General features: G+C 62.9%; 13 protein-coding genes and 1 pseudogene. 6 read left to right on the top strand and 8 right to left on the bottom strand.

What is annotated here, in order from left to right; translation table 11 throughout:
* The first annotated feature begins 115 nt into the window (after positions 1 to 115).
* The 3 genes from X728_RS140570 to X728_RS140580 all read left to right on the top strand — a co-directional run bounded on the left by X728_RS140570 (position 116) and on the right by X728_RS140580 (position 3,553).
* On the top strand, positions 116 to 2,089 hold the full coding sequence (locus tag X728_RS140570) for a pilus assembly protein (protein ID WP_023832836.1): 1,974 nt from the start codon (positions 116 to 118) through the stop codon (positions 2,087 to 2,089).
* A 155-nt stretch (positions 2,090 to 2,244) separates the two neighbouring features.
* Positions 2,245 to 2,877 carry a LysE family translocator gene (locus X728_RS140575; RefSeq protein WP_023730458.1) on the top strand — a complete coding sequence of 211 codons (633 nt, stop codon included), beginning with the start codon at positions 2,245 to 2,247 and terminating at the stop codon, positions 2,875 to 2,877.
* A 139-nt stretch (positions 2,878 to 3,016) separates the two neighbouring features.
* Positions 3,017 to 3,553, top strand: a complete 537-nt coding sequence (locus X728_RS140580) for a CAP domain-containing protein (RefSeq protein ID WP_023730457.1) — start codon at positions 3,017 to 3,019, stop codon at positions 3,551 to 3,553.
* Positions 3,554 to 3,582: 29 nt separating this feature from the next.
* Here X728_RS140580 and X728_RS140585 read toward each other — a convergent pair whose 3' ends face one another.
* The 5 genes and pseudogenes from X728_RS140585 to X728_RS1000000171840 form a co-directional block, all read right to left on the bottom strand.
* Positions 3,583 to 6,201, bottom strand: coding sequence for an EAL domain-containing protein (locus tag X728_RS140585; protein ID WP_023832835.1), 2,619 nt, complete (start codon positions 6,199 to 6,201; stop codon positions 3,583 to 3,585).
* Positions 6,202 to 6,534: 333 nt separating this feature from the next.
* Complete coding sequence (locus tag X728_RS140590) at positions 6,535 to 8,070, bottom strand: DHA2 family efflux MFS transporter permease subunit (protein WP_023694754.1); 1,536 nt, start codon at positions 8,068 to 8,070, stop codon at positions 6,535 to 6,537.
* A 349-nt stretch (positions 8,071 to 8,419) separates the two neighbouring features.
* A complete protein-coding gene (locus X728_RS140595; RefSeq protein ID WP_023832834.1) occupies positions 8,420 to 9,637 on the bottom strand; it encodes an HlyD family secretion protein in 1,218 nt (405 codons plus the stop codon).
* Entirely contained in the window at positions 9,634 to 10,104 is a 471-nt protein-coding gene (locus X728_RS140600) for a MarR family transcriptional regulator (protein WP_031195973.1), read from the bottom strand. Before X728_RS140600 ends, X728_RS140595 begins: the two co-directional genes overlap by 4 nt.
* A gap of 126 nt (positions 10,105 to 10,230) precedes the next feature.
* A pseudogene (locus X728_RS1000000171840) lies at positions 10,231 to 10,438 on the bottom strand (iron chelate uptake ABC transporter family permease subunit); the annotation flags it as partial.
* A gap of 127 nt (positions 10,439 to 10,565) precedes the next feature.
* On the opposite strand from X728_RS1000000171840, the gene X728_RS140605 reads away from it, so the two are divergent.
* Entirely contained in the window at positions 10,566 to 11,396 is an 831-nt protein-coding gene (locus X728_RS140605) for an AraC family transcriptional regulator (protein ID WP_023705726.1), read from the top strand.
* 6 nt (positions 11,397 to 11,402) lie between these two features.
* Here the strand turns inward: X728_RS140605 and X728_RS140610 are convergent, their stop codons facing one another.
* Both X728_RS140610 and X728_RS140615 read right to left on the bottom strand, forming a co-directional pair.
* Positions 11,403 to 12,338 (bottom strand): helix-turn-helix domain-containing GNAT family N-acetyltransferase, encoded by a 936-nt coding sequence (locus X728_RS140610; RefSeq protein WP_023739208.1) that lies wholly within the window; start codon positions 12,336 to 12,338, stop codon positions 11,403 to 11,405.
* A 79-nt stretch (positions 12,339 to 12,417) separates the two neighbouring features.
* On the bottom strand, positions 12,418 to 13,605 hold the full coding sequence (locus X728_RS140615; RefSeq protein ID WP_031195972.1) for an MFS transporter: 1,188 nt from the start codon (positions 13,603 to 13,605) through the stop codon (positions 12,418 to 12,420).
* A 170-nt stretch (positions 13,606 to 13,775) separates the two neighbouring features.
* On the opposite strand from X728_RS140615, the gene X728_RS140620 reads away from it, so the two are divergent.
* Positions 13,776 to 14,402, top strand: coding sequence for a TetR family transcriptional regulator (locus X728_RS140620; protein WP_023832832.1), 627 nt, complete (start codon positions 13,776 to 13,778; stop codon positions 14,400 to 14,402).
* Here the strand turns inward: X728_RS140620 and X728_RS140625 are convergent.
* Positions 14,399 to 15,268 carry a hypothetical protein gene (locus tag X728_RS140625; protein WP_023682987.1) on the bottom strand — a complete coding sequence of 290 codons (870 nt, stop codon included), beginning with the start codon at positions 15,266 to 15,268 and terminating at the stop codon, positions 14,399 to 14,401. The genes X728_RS140620 and X728_RS140625 overlap by 4 nt on opposite strands.
* An 82-nt stretch (positions 15,269 to 15,350) precedes the next feature.
* Here X728_RS140625 and X728_RS140630 point away from each other — a divergent pair, with 82 nt between their 5' ends.
* Entirely contained in the window at positions 15,351 to 16,148 is a 798-nt protein-coding gene (locus X728_RS140630) for a methyltransferase domain-containing protein (RefSeq protein ID WP_023682988.1), read from the top strand.
* Positions 16,149 to 16,171: the final 23 nt, after the last annotated feature.

The raw sequence follows: 16,171 nt of genomic DNA, 5'->3' as shown, positions 1-16,171 counted from the left end.
TAGCGCCTGGTGAAGCGCTATCCGCGCAATCGAGCAGTTTCCCAAACCCGTCCTTCAACGTTTTGTGAAACTGTGGCGGCATTGAAGAATCCGCAGGCGGGGCCGCTTACATCACATGCGTGAACTCTGGCGCACATTCCGGCGTGACTTCTGGCGTGACCGCCGCGGCAATTACGCTCTGATGACCGTTGTGGCGATGGTGCCACTGATGGGCGGCGTGGCCATGGCCGTCGACTACACCGGCGTGGTCAGCGAGAAGCAGAGGGTGGTCAACGCGCTCGACGCCGCCAACTTCGCCACCGCGCGCCGGCTGGTGGAAGGCGCCACCGACGACCAGTTGCGGGCCTATGCGCTCGACTTCTTCAAGGCAAACCTCAACGACGTCGATCCCGCCGACACGACGCTCAGCGTTACGCTGCCCAGCAGCACGACCGGCGGCGGCATCGTCAAGCTGTGCGCCAGCCTGGTCTACAAGCCCTATTTCCTGCCGGCAGCGGCGATGCTGATCGGCAGGACGTCGGAAAACGTCACCTACTCCGTGTGTTCGCAAGTCCGGCTGAAGAACACGCTGGAAGTGGCCATGGTGCTCGACAATTCGGGGTCGATGTCGAACACGGGCACGGGTGCCGGACAAAAGCGCATCGACCTTCTCAAGCAAGCCGCCAAGCAGCTCGTCGACACGCTTGCCTTGCAGGCCGCGATGATCAAGCAGATCGACAAGCCGGTCCAGTTCAGCCTTGTGCCGTTCGCCGCCTCGGTCAATGTCGGCGCCAGCAACGACAACGCGTCGTGGATCGACGCCTACGGGCTGTCGCCCATCCACAATGAGAATTTCGCCTGGTCAACGCTTAACGCAGCCGACAAATATGCCCAGAAGATCGGCGGCATCTGGTACAAGAAAGGCACTGGCTGGGGTGAGCAGGAGGGGCAGATGCTGACCCGCTTCTCGCTCTACCGCGACATGAAGGTGGTCACCAGCCACGAGCGCATCGTCGGCAGCAAACGCGTGGTCTGCGACAAATATCGCGCCAATCATACATGCTCGGACAGCCACAACGAATACGACTACAACGACACATACGGACCGTTCGCCAGCTGGCAGGGCTGCGTCGAAGTGCGGCCCTATCCCTATAATGTCAACGACGCGCCGGCCTCCGGCGGACCGAACAACACCGGCACCGGCGTCGGCGATCCCGCGACCATGTTCGTGCCGATGTTTGCGCCGGATGAGCCGGGCAATCATTGGTACATAACGCAGGACCCCGACGAGGTGGCCCCCAAGACCTATGGCGCGGCCAACAGCTGGTGGAACGACGATCCGGCGAGCACCACCGGCAAGACCAGGCAATCCAACATGGCCAAATATTTCCAGCCACGGCCGATGAACGCGCCGGTGCTGGGGACGGGTGCCGGTCCGAATTACAGCTGCACCACCACGCCGATCACACCCCTGACCGACGTCGCCAACGCCGCCGGGCTGACAAAGATCAAGGCTGCGATCGACCTTATGGCGCCCAACGGCAACACCAATGTGCCGGAAGGCATGGCCTGGGGCTGGCGCACCGTCTCCAGCACGGAGCCTTTCACAGGAGGACGTCCTGAGACGGAGCGCGGCAACGACAAGGTGGTCATCGTGCTCACCGACGGCGAGAACACCTATTCGACGGTGAGTTCCGACCCCGCCGGCAACAAGTCGACCTATGCCGGCTATGGCTATGCCGGCGTCGGCTACAACGGCACTGCGGTCACCCGCCTGTTCGGCGGCACGTCGAGCGCCATCGGCCAGCTCAACTATTCGTCGAGCAACTACACCGCCGCGCTCAACGAGCAGATGGCGACGCTGTGCAACAACGCCAAGGCGGCCAACATCATGGTGATGACGGTGGCGCTCGACATGTCGACGACCGACGCCGGCGACAAGAGCGCGATGGAGGCACTGAAGGTGTGCTCGTCGGACTCGCGCTTCCGCAAGGATCCGACCGACCCGAGCAAGCCTGCAAAACTGTTCTGGAACGCGACCGGCGCCACGCTGTCTGACAATTTCAAGGAAATCGCAAACGAGCTCTCGAACCTGCGCGTGGTGAGCTGAGGGTTGAAGCTGCTGATCTTCCCCCTTGCGGGGGAAATTGACGGCTTCGCCGCTTTCGACATTTTTCGACGCTGGCGCAAAGTCTCCGGCCATCATGCTCTTGCGGTGAGTCAAAACGCGTGCTCGGTATCGTCACCGCCTCCCGGAGATTGCCCGTGCCCGAAACCGCCAACCATCTCGCCTTCGCGCTGGTCTGCCTGGGCATGGTGCTGACGCCCGGGCCGAACATGATCTACCTGATCTCGCGCTCGCTGTCGCAAGGCCCCAAGGCCGGGCTGATCTCGCTCGGCGGCGTGGCGGCCGGCTTTCTGTTCTATGTCGTATCGGCTGCGCTGGGCATCACCGCGCTGCTGCTTGCCGTGCCGTTTGCCTATGACGCACTGCGCATTGCCGGCGCGCTCTATCTGCTATGGCTCGCCTGGCAAGCGGTGCGACCCGGCGGGCGCTCACCATTCCAGGTGCGCGAACTGCCGAAGGACAGGCCGCGCAAGCTGTTCGCGATGGGCCTGATGACCAATCTCCTCAACCCCAAGGTGGCGGTGCTTTATCTGTCGCTGCTGCCGCAGTTCATCTCGCTGGGCAAGGGCCATGTGCTGTCGCAGCTTCTGGTGCTCGGCGCCACGCAGATCTCGATCAGCCTGACCGTCAATGCCATCATCGCGGTAACGGCCGGTTCGATCGCGACCTTCCTTGCCGGACGGCCGCTATGGATGGTCATCCAGCGCTGGATGATGGGCACGGTGCTTGCCGGGCTGGCGCTTAAAATGGCGACCGACGCGCAACGCTGATCGGAGGCAACGCGCCGAGACTACATCGGCCGCCGACCTTCCCATTCGAATCGATCGGCCGAACCCGCACGGAGGCCAGCGATTGAGATTTTCGCGGCCCTGCCCGGCAAAAGCCATGATCGCCGCTAAGTCAGCTCGCATGACAATGATCTGCAGCACCAATCACCCGCTCGCGCAAACCCGCTCTGGCGCAGCAAGTCCAAAACCAAACAGGCGCCTGCTGCTGATCGGCCTTGCAGCCATGGCCGGCCTCGCTGCTTGCAGCACGGTCTCGGTGCCGACCGGCGAAGGCGCCGGTGTGTCGTCCTCGGCCACCGCGACGCTGGCCGGCATCCGAGCTTCGGCCGGACTGCCGGCGCTGGTGCCGGACGCCCAGCTCGAGCAGGCCGCTCGGCAGCAGGCCGGCTATATGGCCTCACGCGAACGCATGAGCCACACGACGGGCTGGGGAAAGGATTTCGCGTCGCGGATGAAGGACAATGGCGTGCGGGGCGCCGCCGCCGAGAACATCGCCGAGGGCCGCTTCGACCAGCAGAAACTGTTCGACATATGGATGCATTCGGCTGGCCACCGCCGCAACATGCTCGATCCGGATTTCAGCCGCTTCGGCCTCGCCTATGTACGCGACGGACGCGACAGCGCCATCCGCTACTGGAGCCTGGTGCTCGGAAAATAGCAGCCAGCGGTTACGGCGCGAGCCAGCCGTCAGCCTTTCGCGATCAGCTCGCCGATATCCCCAGCCGACAGGGGTTCGCTGAAATAATTGCCCTGCACCTCGTCACAATTGTTCTTGCGCAGGAAGGCGACCTGGTCTTCCGTTTCGACACCTTCGGCCAGCACCCGAAGGTTCAACTTCTGCCCCAGGGAAATCACGGCGCCAGTGACCGCCTGATCGTTCTCGTCGGTCGCGAGATCGTTGATGAAGGACTTGTCGATCTTCAGCCGCGCCACCGGAAACGTCTTGAGGGCGCTGAGACTGGAATAGCCTGTTCCGAAATCGTCGATCGATATCTGCACGCCGAGCTTTTGCAGTCCGTTCATCGTTGCGACCGCCAGCTCGAAATCCTGCATGATCAGGCTTTCCGTCACTTCGAGCTCGAGATACCTCGCCTCCAGGCCGCTTTCCTTCAATGCGTTGACGACGCGGTCGATCAGGTTCTTCTCCCGGAACTGCCGCGCCGACACGTTGACGCAGACGGTTACGGGCGACAGACCGGCGCGCTGCCAGGCTTTGTTCTGCCGGCAGGCTTCGTGCAGGATCCAGTCGCCGAGCGGCACGATCAGCCCGGTCTTCTCGGCGGTCGGGATGAACATCGCCGGCGAAACCAGGCCTCGCGTCGGGTGGTTCCAGCGCACCAGCGCTTCGACGGCGAAAACCTGCCCCGATCGCAGATCCACCTGTGGCTGATAATGCAGAGCGAATTCCGACCGGGCGAGCGCGTTTCGCAATTCCTCCTGAAGCAGGAATTTTTCATGTGCCGTTGAGTTGAACTCCGGGGCATAGAACTGGAAATTGTCGCGGCCGAATTCCTTGGCGCGATACATGGCGGCGTCGGCATTGGCCAACAGCGTATCCGGGCTGGTCCCGTCCTTCGGGTAATTTGCGATGCCGATGCTGGCCGTCGTTCTCAGCCGATGCTCTCCGACAAGAACCGGTTCCGCGATCGCATCCCTGATCGTCTGCAGGGTTTCCGAGACCACATCGACATTGGTGGTTTGGTCGAACAGGACGATGACAAATTCGTCGCCGCCAAGCCGCACGACGGTGTCGGTGGCCTTCACGCATCCAACCAAACGGCTGGCGACGGTCTTGAGGAGTTCGTCGCCGGCATTGTGGCCAAACGTATCGTTCACCAGTTTGAAATTGTCGAGATCGATGAACACCACCGTCATCCAGCGATTGTATCGCTGCGCGTAGAGGACCGCCTGGGAAAGCCGATCCTCCAGCAAAGCGCGATTGGGCAGGCCGGTCAGCGCATCATGGTTGGCCATGAAGTGGATCTGGTCTTCCGCCAATTTGCGCTCGATCGCGATGCCGGCAATGTGTGTGGTGAATTCGATCAGGCGGGTCTCGGCATGGGTGGGTTCGCGCACGGTCATCGAATACATGGCAAAGGCGCCCAACACGACGCCCCGATGCGACAGGATCGGGGTTGACCAGCACGAACGATAGCCATGGGGTGCCGCCAGTTCGCGGTAATCGTCCCACAGCGGATCCTGCAGAATATCGGTAACAATGACCGGTTCCCGCCGGTAGATGGCGGTTCCGCAGGATCCCACCTTGGGACCGATGGCCGCCCCATCGATGGCGCTCGTATAGGCTTTCGCCAGGCCCGGCGCCGCACCGTGACGCAAATGAATGCCGTCCTTGTCGAGCAGCAGGACGGAACCGAATATTCCCTTCAACTGAGCCTCGACGAAGCGCATGAGGCGGTCGAGCACGTCCTCCAGCGGCGCGCTCGTGGCAATCATTTCGAGGATCTGCGCCTGCCCGCTGCGAAGGACATCCGCCTGCTTGCGGGCGGTGATGTCGTGGGCAATGCCAACCAGGCCGAAGATTTCATTTTGGCGATTGCGCAACGGCACCTTCGTCGACGAAAGCCATTTGCCGTTCCCCGACGCATCGACGACAAACTCTTCCGCGTCGATCACTGGTTGTCCGCTCTTGAGCAGGCGCTGCTCGACCAGGCGAAATTTCCGCGCAACTTCCGGGGGGTGGAGATCAAAATCGGTCAAACCGATCATGTCGCTGGTCTTGTTGCGGCCGCTATCGGTCGCAAGGGCGCTGTTGACCACGACGAAACGGCTTTGCGTATCCTTGACCCAGAGATAATCGGGCACCCAGTCGATCAGCGCCTGCAGCGAAATGCGCTCGTCGACGATCTGCCGATTGGCGAGGAGTTCAGTGATGTCCTCATGCGTGGCGATCCAACTGCCATCGGGCATGGGCTGGTTACGGATCTGGATTGTGCGACCATCGACAAGTTTGGCGGTCCAGAGCCGCGAAGCCTTGCCCGAATTGATCGAGCGAGCCGTTGCGAGATAGGTGTCGGCGGCCGTCGCCGCCGTGCCGGCGGCAACGCGGCGTTCGACGATTTCGCTCAGTGTCACGCCAGGCCGCAATTCCTCGGGCGCAATGCGGTAGATTTCCGCATAGCGCCGGTTGCTCAGGATCAGCCGTTCATCGGCATCGAAAAAGCAGATGCCTTGCGAAATATTCTCGATCGCAGTCTCGAAGCGCAGGGTCTGCCCTTCGAGACCCGCAATGGTCGTGCGAAGTTCTCCCTCGAGCGTATCGTAGGAAACGTCAGCCAGTCTTGCCAATGCGGCTACGCCCACCGGCCCGCGCGCCCCGACGGATCTTCTGGATGACTTCGTGACCAAACAGACCTCCTCCGGTTTGGCACCTGAAACAAGAAAGGGCCTCTGTCGTGCCAGACGAAAGTCGACTGACAATGTTACAGATGTGCTAATTCAAGATGAACTGTAACGGAATTGGAGGCGTCAGCAACCACATACCAAAGGTGCAAATGTCATTTCAAATCAACTTCCAACGGCTCATTATCGATATTCTTTTGCACACGCGGGTTTTGACGATCATCCGAGCAACAATCATCAGGGGCAACCAGCTTGCTGCCAGCGCTACCGGCGCCCGCCTCAATCCATATGCGCGGCAGGAGCGGCCGCGCCGGCCGGAGCGGTCTTCGGCTTGCGCAGCAGGAAGACAAACGGAATGGCAACCAGCGTCATCACCATCAGCAGTTTGAAGTCGTTGACGTAGGAGATCATCATCGCCTGGATGTTGACCATGCGGTCCACCTGCGAAAGTGCCGTCGGATCGCCGCCTGCTGCCGCCGGCGAGGCCGCCCACAAATTGGGGTTGAACGGGTTGATGAAAGCCGACAGTTCGGTGTGATTGACCTGCGTGTTGCGCACCATGAGCACCGTCACCACCGACACGCCGATCGACGAACCGAGATTTCGAACTAGGCTGAACAGGGCCGTGGCGTCGGTGCGGAAGCGCACGTCGAGCGTGGCGAAGGCCACCGTCGACAGCGGCACGAACACCATGCCCATGCCGAGGCCCTGGATGACGCCGGAGCTAAGGATCAGCCAATTGTCCATCTGCGGCGTGAAGGAGGACATGGTGTAGAGCGACTGCGCGGTGAGCAGAAAGCCGATGACGACGAGGATCCGGGCGTCGATCCTGCTCATGAGCCGCCCAACGACAAGCATCGAAATCATCGTGCCGACACCGCGCGGCCCCAGGACGACGCCGATGGTCACGGTCGGATAGCCGAAGATGGTCGACAGCATCGGCGGCAGCAGCGACATCGAGGCCAGGATCAGCACGCCCATGACGAAGATGAAGGCCAGACCGGTGACGAAATTGCGGTCGAGGAAGATCTTGGGGTCGATGAAAGGACGTTCCGCCGTCAGTGTGTGGATGATGAACACCCAGAAGCCGGTGATCGAAAGAGCAAGCTCGATCCAGATTTCGACCGAGGAAAACCAGTCGACCTCGCCGCCGCGGTCGAGCAGCAGCTGCAGTGCGCCGACGCCGAGCGAAATCATGGCGAAACCGAAGAAATCGAAGCTGCGTATCCGCCGGGCAATGACCGGCAAATAGGCTGCCATGCCGAGGAAGGCGATGATGCCGACCGGCAAATTGATGAAGAACACCCAGCGCCAGTTGAAATTCTCGGTCAGCCAACCGCCCAGCGTCGGACCCAGGATCGGCCCCAGCATGATGCCGGCGCCCCAGATGGCCATCGCCTGGCCGTGGCGTTCCCTGGGGTTGATGTCGAGCAGGAAGGTCTGCGACAGCGGCACGATGGCTGCGCCGAACACGCCCTGCATCAGCCGGAAGAACACAATGCTCTCCAGGCTCCAGGCAATGCCGCACAGCATCGAGAACACGGTGAAGCCGACAACCGCCGCCAGGAACAGTTCCTTGCGGCCGAAGCGGTCGGCCAGCCAGCCGGTCACCGGCGTCATGATCGCGGCGGCAACGATGTAGGAGGTCAACACCCAGTTGATGTTGTCGGGCGACGCGCCGAGGTCGCCGGTCATGGTCGGCAGCGCGACATTGGCGATCGTGGTGTCGAGCGCCTGCATGACCGTCGCCAGCATCAGCGCCACGGTGATCAGGCCGCGATGCGGCACTTCCTTGAAAGGTTCTGGTGTGGTCATGATGCGGAACTTCCGACAGGTAACAATAACGTGTACACTAGGTTTCCGGGCGGCGAGGCCTTCTCTGGTGAAGAGACCCTCATCGCGGTGGGACGCGATCTATCGATGTGGGGGTTACATCGATCGAAGGTCTCGACACATCAGGCGCTTGCCGCCCGGAAATCCAAGGTCCGAAGGATGGGCGCCGAGATGGTCCAGGTTCTGGGCAGCCCGCAATGCGGCCCGGTCCAATCCACCCCTCGTTCAACCTGCCGTCGGACCGATCCTGTCATCTCAACTTCACCTCGCCTGCGGCGGGCGTTCTGCCGGGCCGTGATCCTGCTTTTCGAGATCACGGTCCATTCACAGTCTATTGTGCTTCGCCTGCGGTGGCGTGGCCGAAGATAGCGGGGAAGCCGCGGGCAACGCCGGTATCCACCGTAACCGAGGCGCTCATGCCGGTGCGCAGCGCCATTTTGGCGTCGGCATCGGTCAGCTCCAGGCGCACCGGAATGCGCTGCGTGACCTTGACCCAGTTGCCGGTCGCGTTTTGAGCTGGCAGCAGCGAAAACTCCGCGCCGGTGCCGGCGCCGATCGCCTTGACGGTGGCTTCGAAAGTTCTGCCCGGATAGGTGTCGACGACGATCTCGGCCTTCTGGCCAGGCTTCATGTGGGTAAGCTGGGTTTCCTTGAAATTGGCATCGATCCAGGTGTCGCCGGTCTCGACCAACGCAAACAGCGGCGTGCCGGAACCGACATACTGGCCGACCTTGAACGAGGAGGCCTGGCTGATGACGCCGTCGGCCGGCGCCTTGACCGTGGTCTGCGCCAGATCGTAGGCGGCCTTGTCGCGCGCGGCGAGTGCGGCCATCACCGTCGGATGCTTGTCGGTCTCGATATCGGGATTGCCGGCGAGAGCCGCCTTGGCGCTGATGATGCCTTGCTCGGCAACGGCCAGTTGCTGCCTGGCCTTGTCGAGATCGTTCTTGGCCTCGTCCAGCGACGATTTGGCGTTGATGCCCTTCTGGGCAAGGTCGGCGGCGCGGTCATACTGCGACTGCGCGTAGTCGACCTGGCTGGCATCGGACTTTTCCTGCGCCAGCGCCTGGCTGTAGGCGGCGCGCAGCTGTTCGATACCGACGCGTGCGACTGCGACCGCCGCGTCGGCCTGCGCCAATGCGATCCGGTAGGGCTCGGGGTCGACGGCAAACAGCACATCGCCCTGCTTGACCTGCTGATTGTCCGAGATGCCGACCTGAACGATGCGGCCGGCCGTGTCCGAGGCGATCGACACCTTGGCCTGCTGCAAATTGGCGTTCTCGGTTTCCTGATAGCGGCCGCCGGTCACCCAGACATAACCGCCACCAATGGCCAGCGCGGCTGGCAGTGCGACCATCAGCAGCAAGCGGCCGATGCGGCGCTTCTTGACCGGAGCCGGAGCGGGTTGAACCGGGGGAGCCACCGCGACAGGTGCTGCGGCCGGCTGTGCAGGCGCTTCGGCAGCCGGCTGTGCAGGCGCTTCGGCAGCCGGCTGTGCCGGCGTCTCGATCTTGGTAACATTCTCGTCTAGTTTGGCTGCCGCGTTCATGCTGCTGCCCCTTCCGTACTCTTCAAGGACGACGTCTCGCCGTCCGCCAGGTTTTGCACGATGGTGTCCAGCGCCCGGATCAGGACGCGGCGGTCGTCCGGCGAAACGCCGACCAGCGATTCCTCATAAACTTCGCCGGCAAGGCTTTTGACCTCGGCATAGGCCGCGTTCGCCTTGGCTGTCGGGAAGATCATGCGCACGCGCCGGTCAGTTGCATCGGAGCGCCGTTCGATCCAGCCGCCCTCCTCCATCCGGTCGACGAGGCGTGAAACGCTGATCGGCTCGATTTCGAGAAGTTCGGCGAGGCGAGCCTGGGCGACGCCGGCCTCCTTGGCGACGCGAACCAGAAGCCGCCATTGTGCCGAGGAAAGGCCAAGACCGCTGGCGCGCGCCTCGAAGCGCTTGCGCATAAGGCGCTGCACGTCGTGGACCAAAAAGCCCAATCTATCTATGCCGTCGGAAACCATGAGCGGTATATATTATAAGCGTGCTTACCATTCAAGGCGCCGCATTGCGCCAGAGCCGAAAAAGAGGGATGGCAGCCATGCAGATGCGGTCAGGGCACAGGCAATGACGGTTGCGGATGACCTCCCGACCGAGACGTGAATTGCCGTCGAGAACGCCGTGAGAAGAAAGGTCGTCTTGCGCGTCCTCGCCACCGGCACACCTAGGCTTTCGGCGGCATTTCGCCGGCGGCGAAGGCATCGAGCCGGCGGTGGTTCCACAGGGCATAGGCAAGGATGGTGCCCGCACCCAGCGCGCCCGGATATTGTCCCAGCGAGCCAGGCCGAGGCCGCCCAGCAGCGGCTTTCCACGATGGTGACCTGCCACAGTCGACCAGCGCCCTTCGATTTTACGACAGGCGCAATTTCGATCAAACTGGCCTCGCAAAAGCCGACAAAATGTGCCGCCAAATGCGAGGAGACCTATGAACCCGACCGAGAAAGCGCTGTGGTTTGTCGAGAGCCATCTGCCGGAAGCGATCTCGCTTGAAGATGTCGCGCAAAGCAGCGGCGTCTCGCGCTTTCATGTGACGCGCGCCTTTGGCGCCGCCACCGGCCGTTCGGTGATGGGCTATATGCGCGCGCGCCGGCTGACCGAAGCGGCGCGCAAGCTGGCTTCCGGCGCGCCCGACATCCTCGCGGTCGCGCTCGATGCCGGCTACGCCTCGCACGAAGCCTTCACCCGCGCCTTCCGCGACCAGTTCGGCACGACGCCGGAACTGGTGCGCGCGCAGGGCAGCCTCAGCAATCTCGATCTCGTGGAGCCGATCCTGATGGACCAGTCCTTCCTCGCCTCACTGCCGCCGCCGCGCTTCGAGACCGGCCGTCCCTTCCTCATTGCCGGCCTCGGCGAGCGCTACAGTTGCGAAACCAGCGCGGCCATTCCGATGCAGTGGCAGCGCTTCGGTCCCTATATCGGCAACATTCCGGGCGAGACCGGTGACGTCGCCTATGGCGTCTGCGTCAATGGCGACGATGCCGGCAATTTCGACTATATCGCCGGGGTCGAAGTTTCGGATTTCTCGGACCTGCCGAAGGAGCTTTCGCGGGTGCGGGTGCCGGCGCAGAAATACGCCGTGTTCACCCATGCCGAGCATATCTCCACCATCCGCCGCACCGTCAACACGATCTGGAACAAATGGCTGCCGGCCTCGGGTCACGATATAGCCGACGGCCCCGAATTCGAGCGCTACGGCCCGGAGTTCGATCCGCGCAGCGGCAATGGCGGGCTGGAGATATGGGTCCCGGTGGCCTGAACGCCGCTACAGCTCCAGGTTCCAGTTCTGGCCGACCAGATCCTTGCCGAAGGCGTGATGGCGCTCTTCGTCCACCAGCCTGAAGCCGGCACTCTCGTAGATGTGGCGGGCGGCGGTCAGGATGTCGTTGGTCCATAGGGTCAGCGTCTTGTAGCCCTTGGCACGAGCAAAGCCGATGCACTCCTGAACCAGCCGCTTGCCGATGCCGAGGCCGCGCGCCGATGGTTCGACATAGAGCAGGCGCAGCTTCGCCACCGCGTCGGATTTGCGCACGACGAAGACCGAGCCGACCACCTCCCCTTGCCGTTCGGCAATCCAGCTGCGTTCCCATTCTGGATCGAAGGATTTTACGAAGGCGCCGAGGATTTCGGCGACCAGCGCCTCGTAGGTTTCGTCCCAGCCATAGTCCTGTGCGTAGATCTGTCCTTGGCGGCGCACCACCCAGCCGATGTCGCCGACCTGCAAGGGGCGCAGCATATACGGCACTTTGGACTCCGGGCTGTCGCCCAGGAGTTGCTGCACCGTCTGCATGGCCTTGACCAGCCGGTCCTGTTCGGCAGCAGGAAGCCGCTCCAGCAAGGCCGCGACCTGGTCGTGCGAAGCCCGGTTCAGCGGCGCGAAGGCCTGCCGCCCCACCGGCGTCAGCGTGATCGACGACTGCCGCGCATCCGACGCCAGCGGCGCGCGTGCAATCAGCTGCAGGTGCTCGAACTTCTTCAGGAGCCGGCTGACATAACCGGCGTCGAGGCCGAGATCGCGGATGAGATCGCTGGCGGTCAGGCCATCGCGATGCGCCAGTTCGTAGAGCACCCGCGCCTCGGTCAGCGAGAAGGCGCTTTTCAGCAGGCCTTCGTCGAGCAGACCTATCTGGCGGGTGTAGAAGCGGTTGAAAGCCCGCACCGCGTCGATGCGTTCCTTGCCGGGTTGATGATGGATCGTCATGGGAAGCCTCCTGCCCATCAACGATCGGTCATTTATTTGACTTAGTCAAGTATCGAGGAGATGCTCCCCCGGTCGTGTCTCAGGCGATGGCGCGGCGGCGCCGTGCGATCAGGACGAACAGGCCGAGCAGCACGACGCTGGCCGCAGCACTGGCGGCGGCAAATTCCGGCACCGGCCGAAAATCCTTGCCGTCGATCAGCAGCGATGCCGCGACCGGGCCGATCGCCAGACCGAAAAGCTGGGCCGCCGGCACCAGAAGCACGGCCGTGCGCGTCTCGTCGGCGGTGATCGCCAGCCGGATCTGATAGGGCACGATGAACAGAAGGATGAAGCCCATGATCAAGGCCGCGACCCAGAAAACCGTCAGGCCGGGGCTGCCGGCGAGCACCACGGAACTGGCGACGGCGACCACGCCGATCGCCACGATGGCGAAGCGGTAGTCGATACGCGCCTCGAAGACGGTAGCCGTCATTGCGCCCAGCACCTGCAATGCCAGGCTGGCCGAGACGATCAGGCCGACGCTGCGGCCATCGATGCCGTATTGTGCGCCAAGCGGCTCGAGAAACGCCCAGACCGAGCCGAAGAACATAAAGTAGCAGAAGACGCACAGCAAAGCGGCAAGCGAAGGAACGGTCAGCACATTGCTGAACTGTTCCTCCTTGGGCAGGTCGGCATAGCTATCGGGAACGATGAAGGCGACCGCCACCGAAGCGATGCAGACGACGGCAAGGACGATGAAGCCGCCTGCCGATCCGGCGGCCGGGATGACGTAAAGCGCCAGCAGCAGGGCAAGGGCGCATTGCGCCAGGGTCTGAAGGGTGACGAAGAAGCCGCCGATGCGCTCGGCCCGGCGCGAACGGGCGATCAGTTCCGTGGCGACCGCCACCAGCCCACCCTCGGCGAGGCCCGCCACCGCGCGGGCGGCAATCAGCGAGGTCGAGGTCAGCGCATCGGCGGTCGCCCCGTTCGCCAGCGCCAGCAAGAGCAGAAGGACGGCACTTTTCAAGCGCATATTGTGGGCGGACAGCATCATGGCGATGGCCGCCGATCCGATGCCGATGGCGATCATCTCCGCCGTGGCGACCAGCGCGAGTTCGTCGCCGCTGACATGCCCCTCGGTATAGAGCGCGCCGAGCAGCACCGGCTGCAGCCCGAGAATGAGCAGGCCGACCGAGCCGATCCACAATGCCGAGGCGAGTTGCGCCCCAGTGGGGTTGCCGACCAGCCAGTCGCCGTTCCCGGCATCCGCGTTACCAGCAGAAGTCACGGTCGCCTCCCAACGTCCTTGCCTGACGGCAAAAAAACTGACAGTCTGTCAGCATTTAGAAACTGATACTCGATCATATTCGTTTGTCAATCAGTAGCGGGACTTGGCACCAACAAGGCTGGGGATGGTCTTGGCGATCGAATGGTCTGGGCGATCGAGAGGATGGCGGCATGAACGAAGCAGTGCAGATGACGACCGAACCGAGGCGCAGGCCCAAACAGGAGCGCAGCCGCGAGCGCATCGACGCCATCCTGTCGACGACCATGCGGCTGATCGGCGAGAAAGGCATCGACGCCGTCACCATGAAGGAAGTCGGCGCACAGGCCGGCGGGCCGATCGCCACCGTCTATCATTACTTCCCCAACAAGTCGGCGATCCTGGCGATGCTCTACGAGCGATTCTCCGAAGTGAGCCGCGCCCGGCTTGCCGCGATCGTTGCTGACGTCGGCGGGCTGGGCGACGTCATCGCGGCGGCCGACCGGCTGCTCGACGACTACTATGAGCGCGTCGCCGGCGACCCCGCCATTCAGGACCTGCAAAACGCCATCCAGGCTGACAAGGCGCTGAAGAATCTCGACATCGCCGAAACCCGGCACCAGGCGACGATGTTCTGCGACCATGTCGGCCCCTTTCTCGCGCCAGAGCGACGCAATGAGTTCGGCCGTATGGTTTTCCTGATCTTCCAGCTGGCCGGCGGCGTCGTGCGCATGGCGCTGACCCAGAACCAGGAGGAAAGCCGCCACACCATCGAGGACTACCGGTCGATCATCCATACGCAGTTGGGACTGTTTCTCTAGCGCCCGATTCGACCCCGTCCGGTCTGGTGGATGAGGTTTTCGAAGCCGTCGGCCAGGTTGGCTGTGCCGGCGGCAACAATCTTCGACAGGTTCCTGGCGCGACCTGGGGTCTTGTTGGCATCGAGCAGCACGGCCCTGCCCTCATGCACGACAAAGTCGAATTTGCCATAGTCGAAGCCCAGCTTCCGACGCAAGGCGCGCAGTTCGTCGGGAACCGCAACCGGCTCCCGGCGGACGGTGTCGTCGCCCTTGACCAGGCGCTGCGGCGAGACATAGCGGGTGCAGCGCTCCCGATCGCCGCAGAATATCCAGAACCGCGCCGCAAACCCGTCGGGCTCGATTTCGGGAATGAATTTTTCCACGATCAGGTCGGCACGCCTGAAAATCTCCGGCGCCACATCGGCCAGCGAGGCATGCACCTGATAACGGCCGAAGGTCTGCGCGCCCGGGAAAGGCACTGCCTTGCCGGCGCGAACGGATTTTCGGTTGAGCTGCTCCTCGGGCGTCCCCCAATGATTGAGGTTGCTCTTGACGATGACCTGGCCGCTCCAGTTGGCACCCTCCTCGAGGATCGCACCACTGATGCGGCGCTTGGAAATGTCGGTTGCACCAAGATTGAGACAAATCGGAAATCCGCGCGCGTAGTCGACATAGTCCGATGGCGTCACTGTCGCGTCGACATGCAGGACGGCAATATCGGCGTTATGACTTGCCGAGGGTCCACGCATGATCTGCACGGAGTGACCGCGCCGTTTCAGCTCCGCCAGGACGTCGAACAGCATGTAGGGGCTGTCCTGGCGCAGCAGGAGGCCCCGCCGGCTCTGGAAGCGGTCAAATTCATGCGTTATGACGGCAATGCGGGCCATGGCCTTTCCTGCATGAGGTAACTCGCAAGGCAACCAACAGCCTGGAAGGAAATATGTCCAGCCTTTCCCCAAACCGTTCCGCATGACTGAGCATTGGGACGCAATTCGCCGTCATTGGCGGCTTCTCGGGTCGCCGCTGTGTCCGCCCCCGGAAGCTGTCGCCGCCTATGAGCGCGAACTTAGCCTGCAATCAGTCGATGTGGTGCTGCTCGGGGTCACGCCGGAGCTTGCCGGCCTCGGAAGGACCATGCTCGCGATCGACGAGTCCACTGCCATGATATCGGGCATCTGGCCGGGCGATACCGCCTCACGCAAGGCGGTGATCGGCAACTGGCTGGAGTTGCCGCTGGGCGACGAAAGCGCCGGGGCGGTGATCGGCGACGGCTGTCTGTCGGCGCTGGACTCCTCGGTTGCACGGCAGGCGCTGCTTGCCGAGATCGCGCGTGTGCTGAAGTCCGATGGGCGGGCTGCATTGCGCGCCTATGCAAGCCCTCAGGTGCCGGACGATCTGCAGGAGGTCCGGGCGCTGACGCTGTCCGGTGGTGTCGCGACCTTCCACGAACTCAAATGGCGCATTGCCATGGCTTGTGCCGGCGGCGATCCCGACCGCGCCATTCCGGTGCGGGCGATCCTCGACGCCTTCGATGCGCTGTTTGCCGACCGGGAGGCCCTTGCCGCGACGACCGGATGGGAGATGCCGGTCATCGGCACCATCGATGTCTATGCGAATTCGCAGACTGTCTACAGTTTCGCCCCGGCGGCGACGCTGGTCGAAGAGGCGAGCCGGTTTTTTGACAGTGTCCGCCTCGCGCCGACAGGGACCTATGGGCTGGCTGAACGCTGTCCGCTTCTGGTGCTTATATCGCCGCGGCGCCGGTAGGGTCTGCCGTCGGATCGCGGCAC

Origin of the sequence: Mesorhizobium sp. L103C119B0, from assembly GCF_000502235.1 — a bacterium.
Lineage (GTDB): Bacteria > Pseudomonadota > Alphaproteobacteria > Rhizobiales > Rhizobiaceae > Mesorhizobium.
The sequence above is the reverse complement of the archived record's forward strand: the minus strand, read 5'-3'. Positions and strand labels throughout refer to the sequence as shown.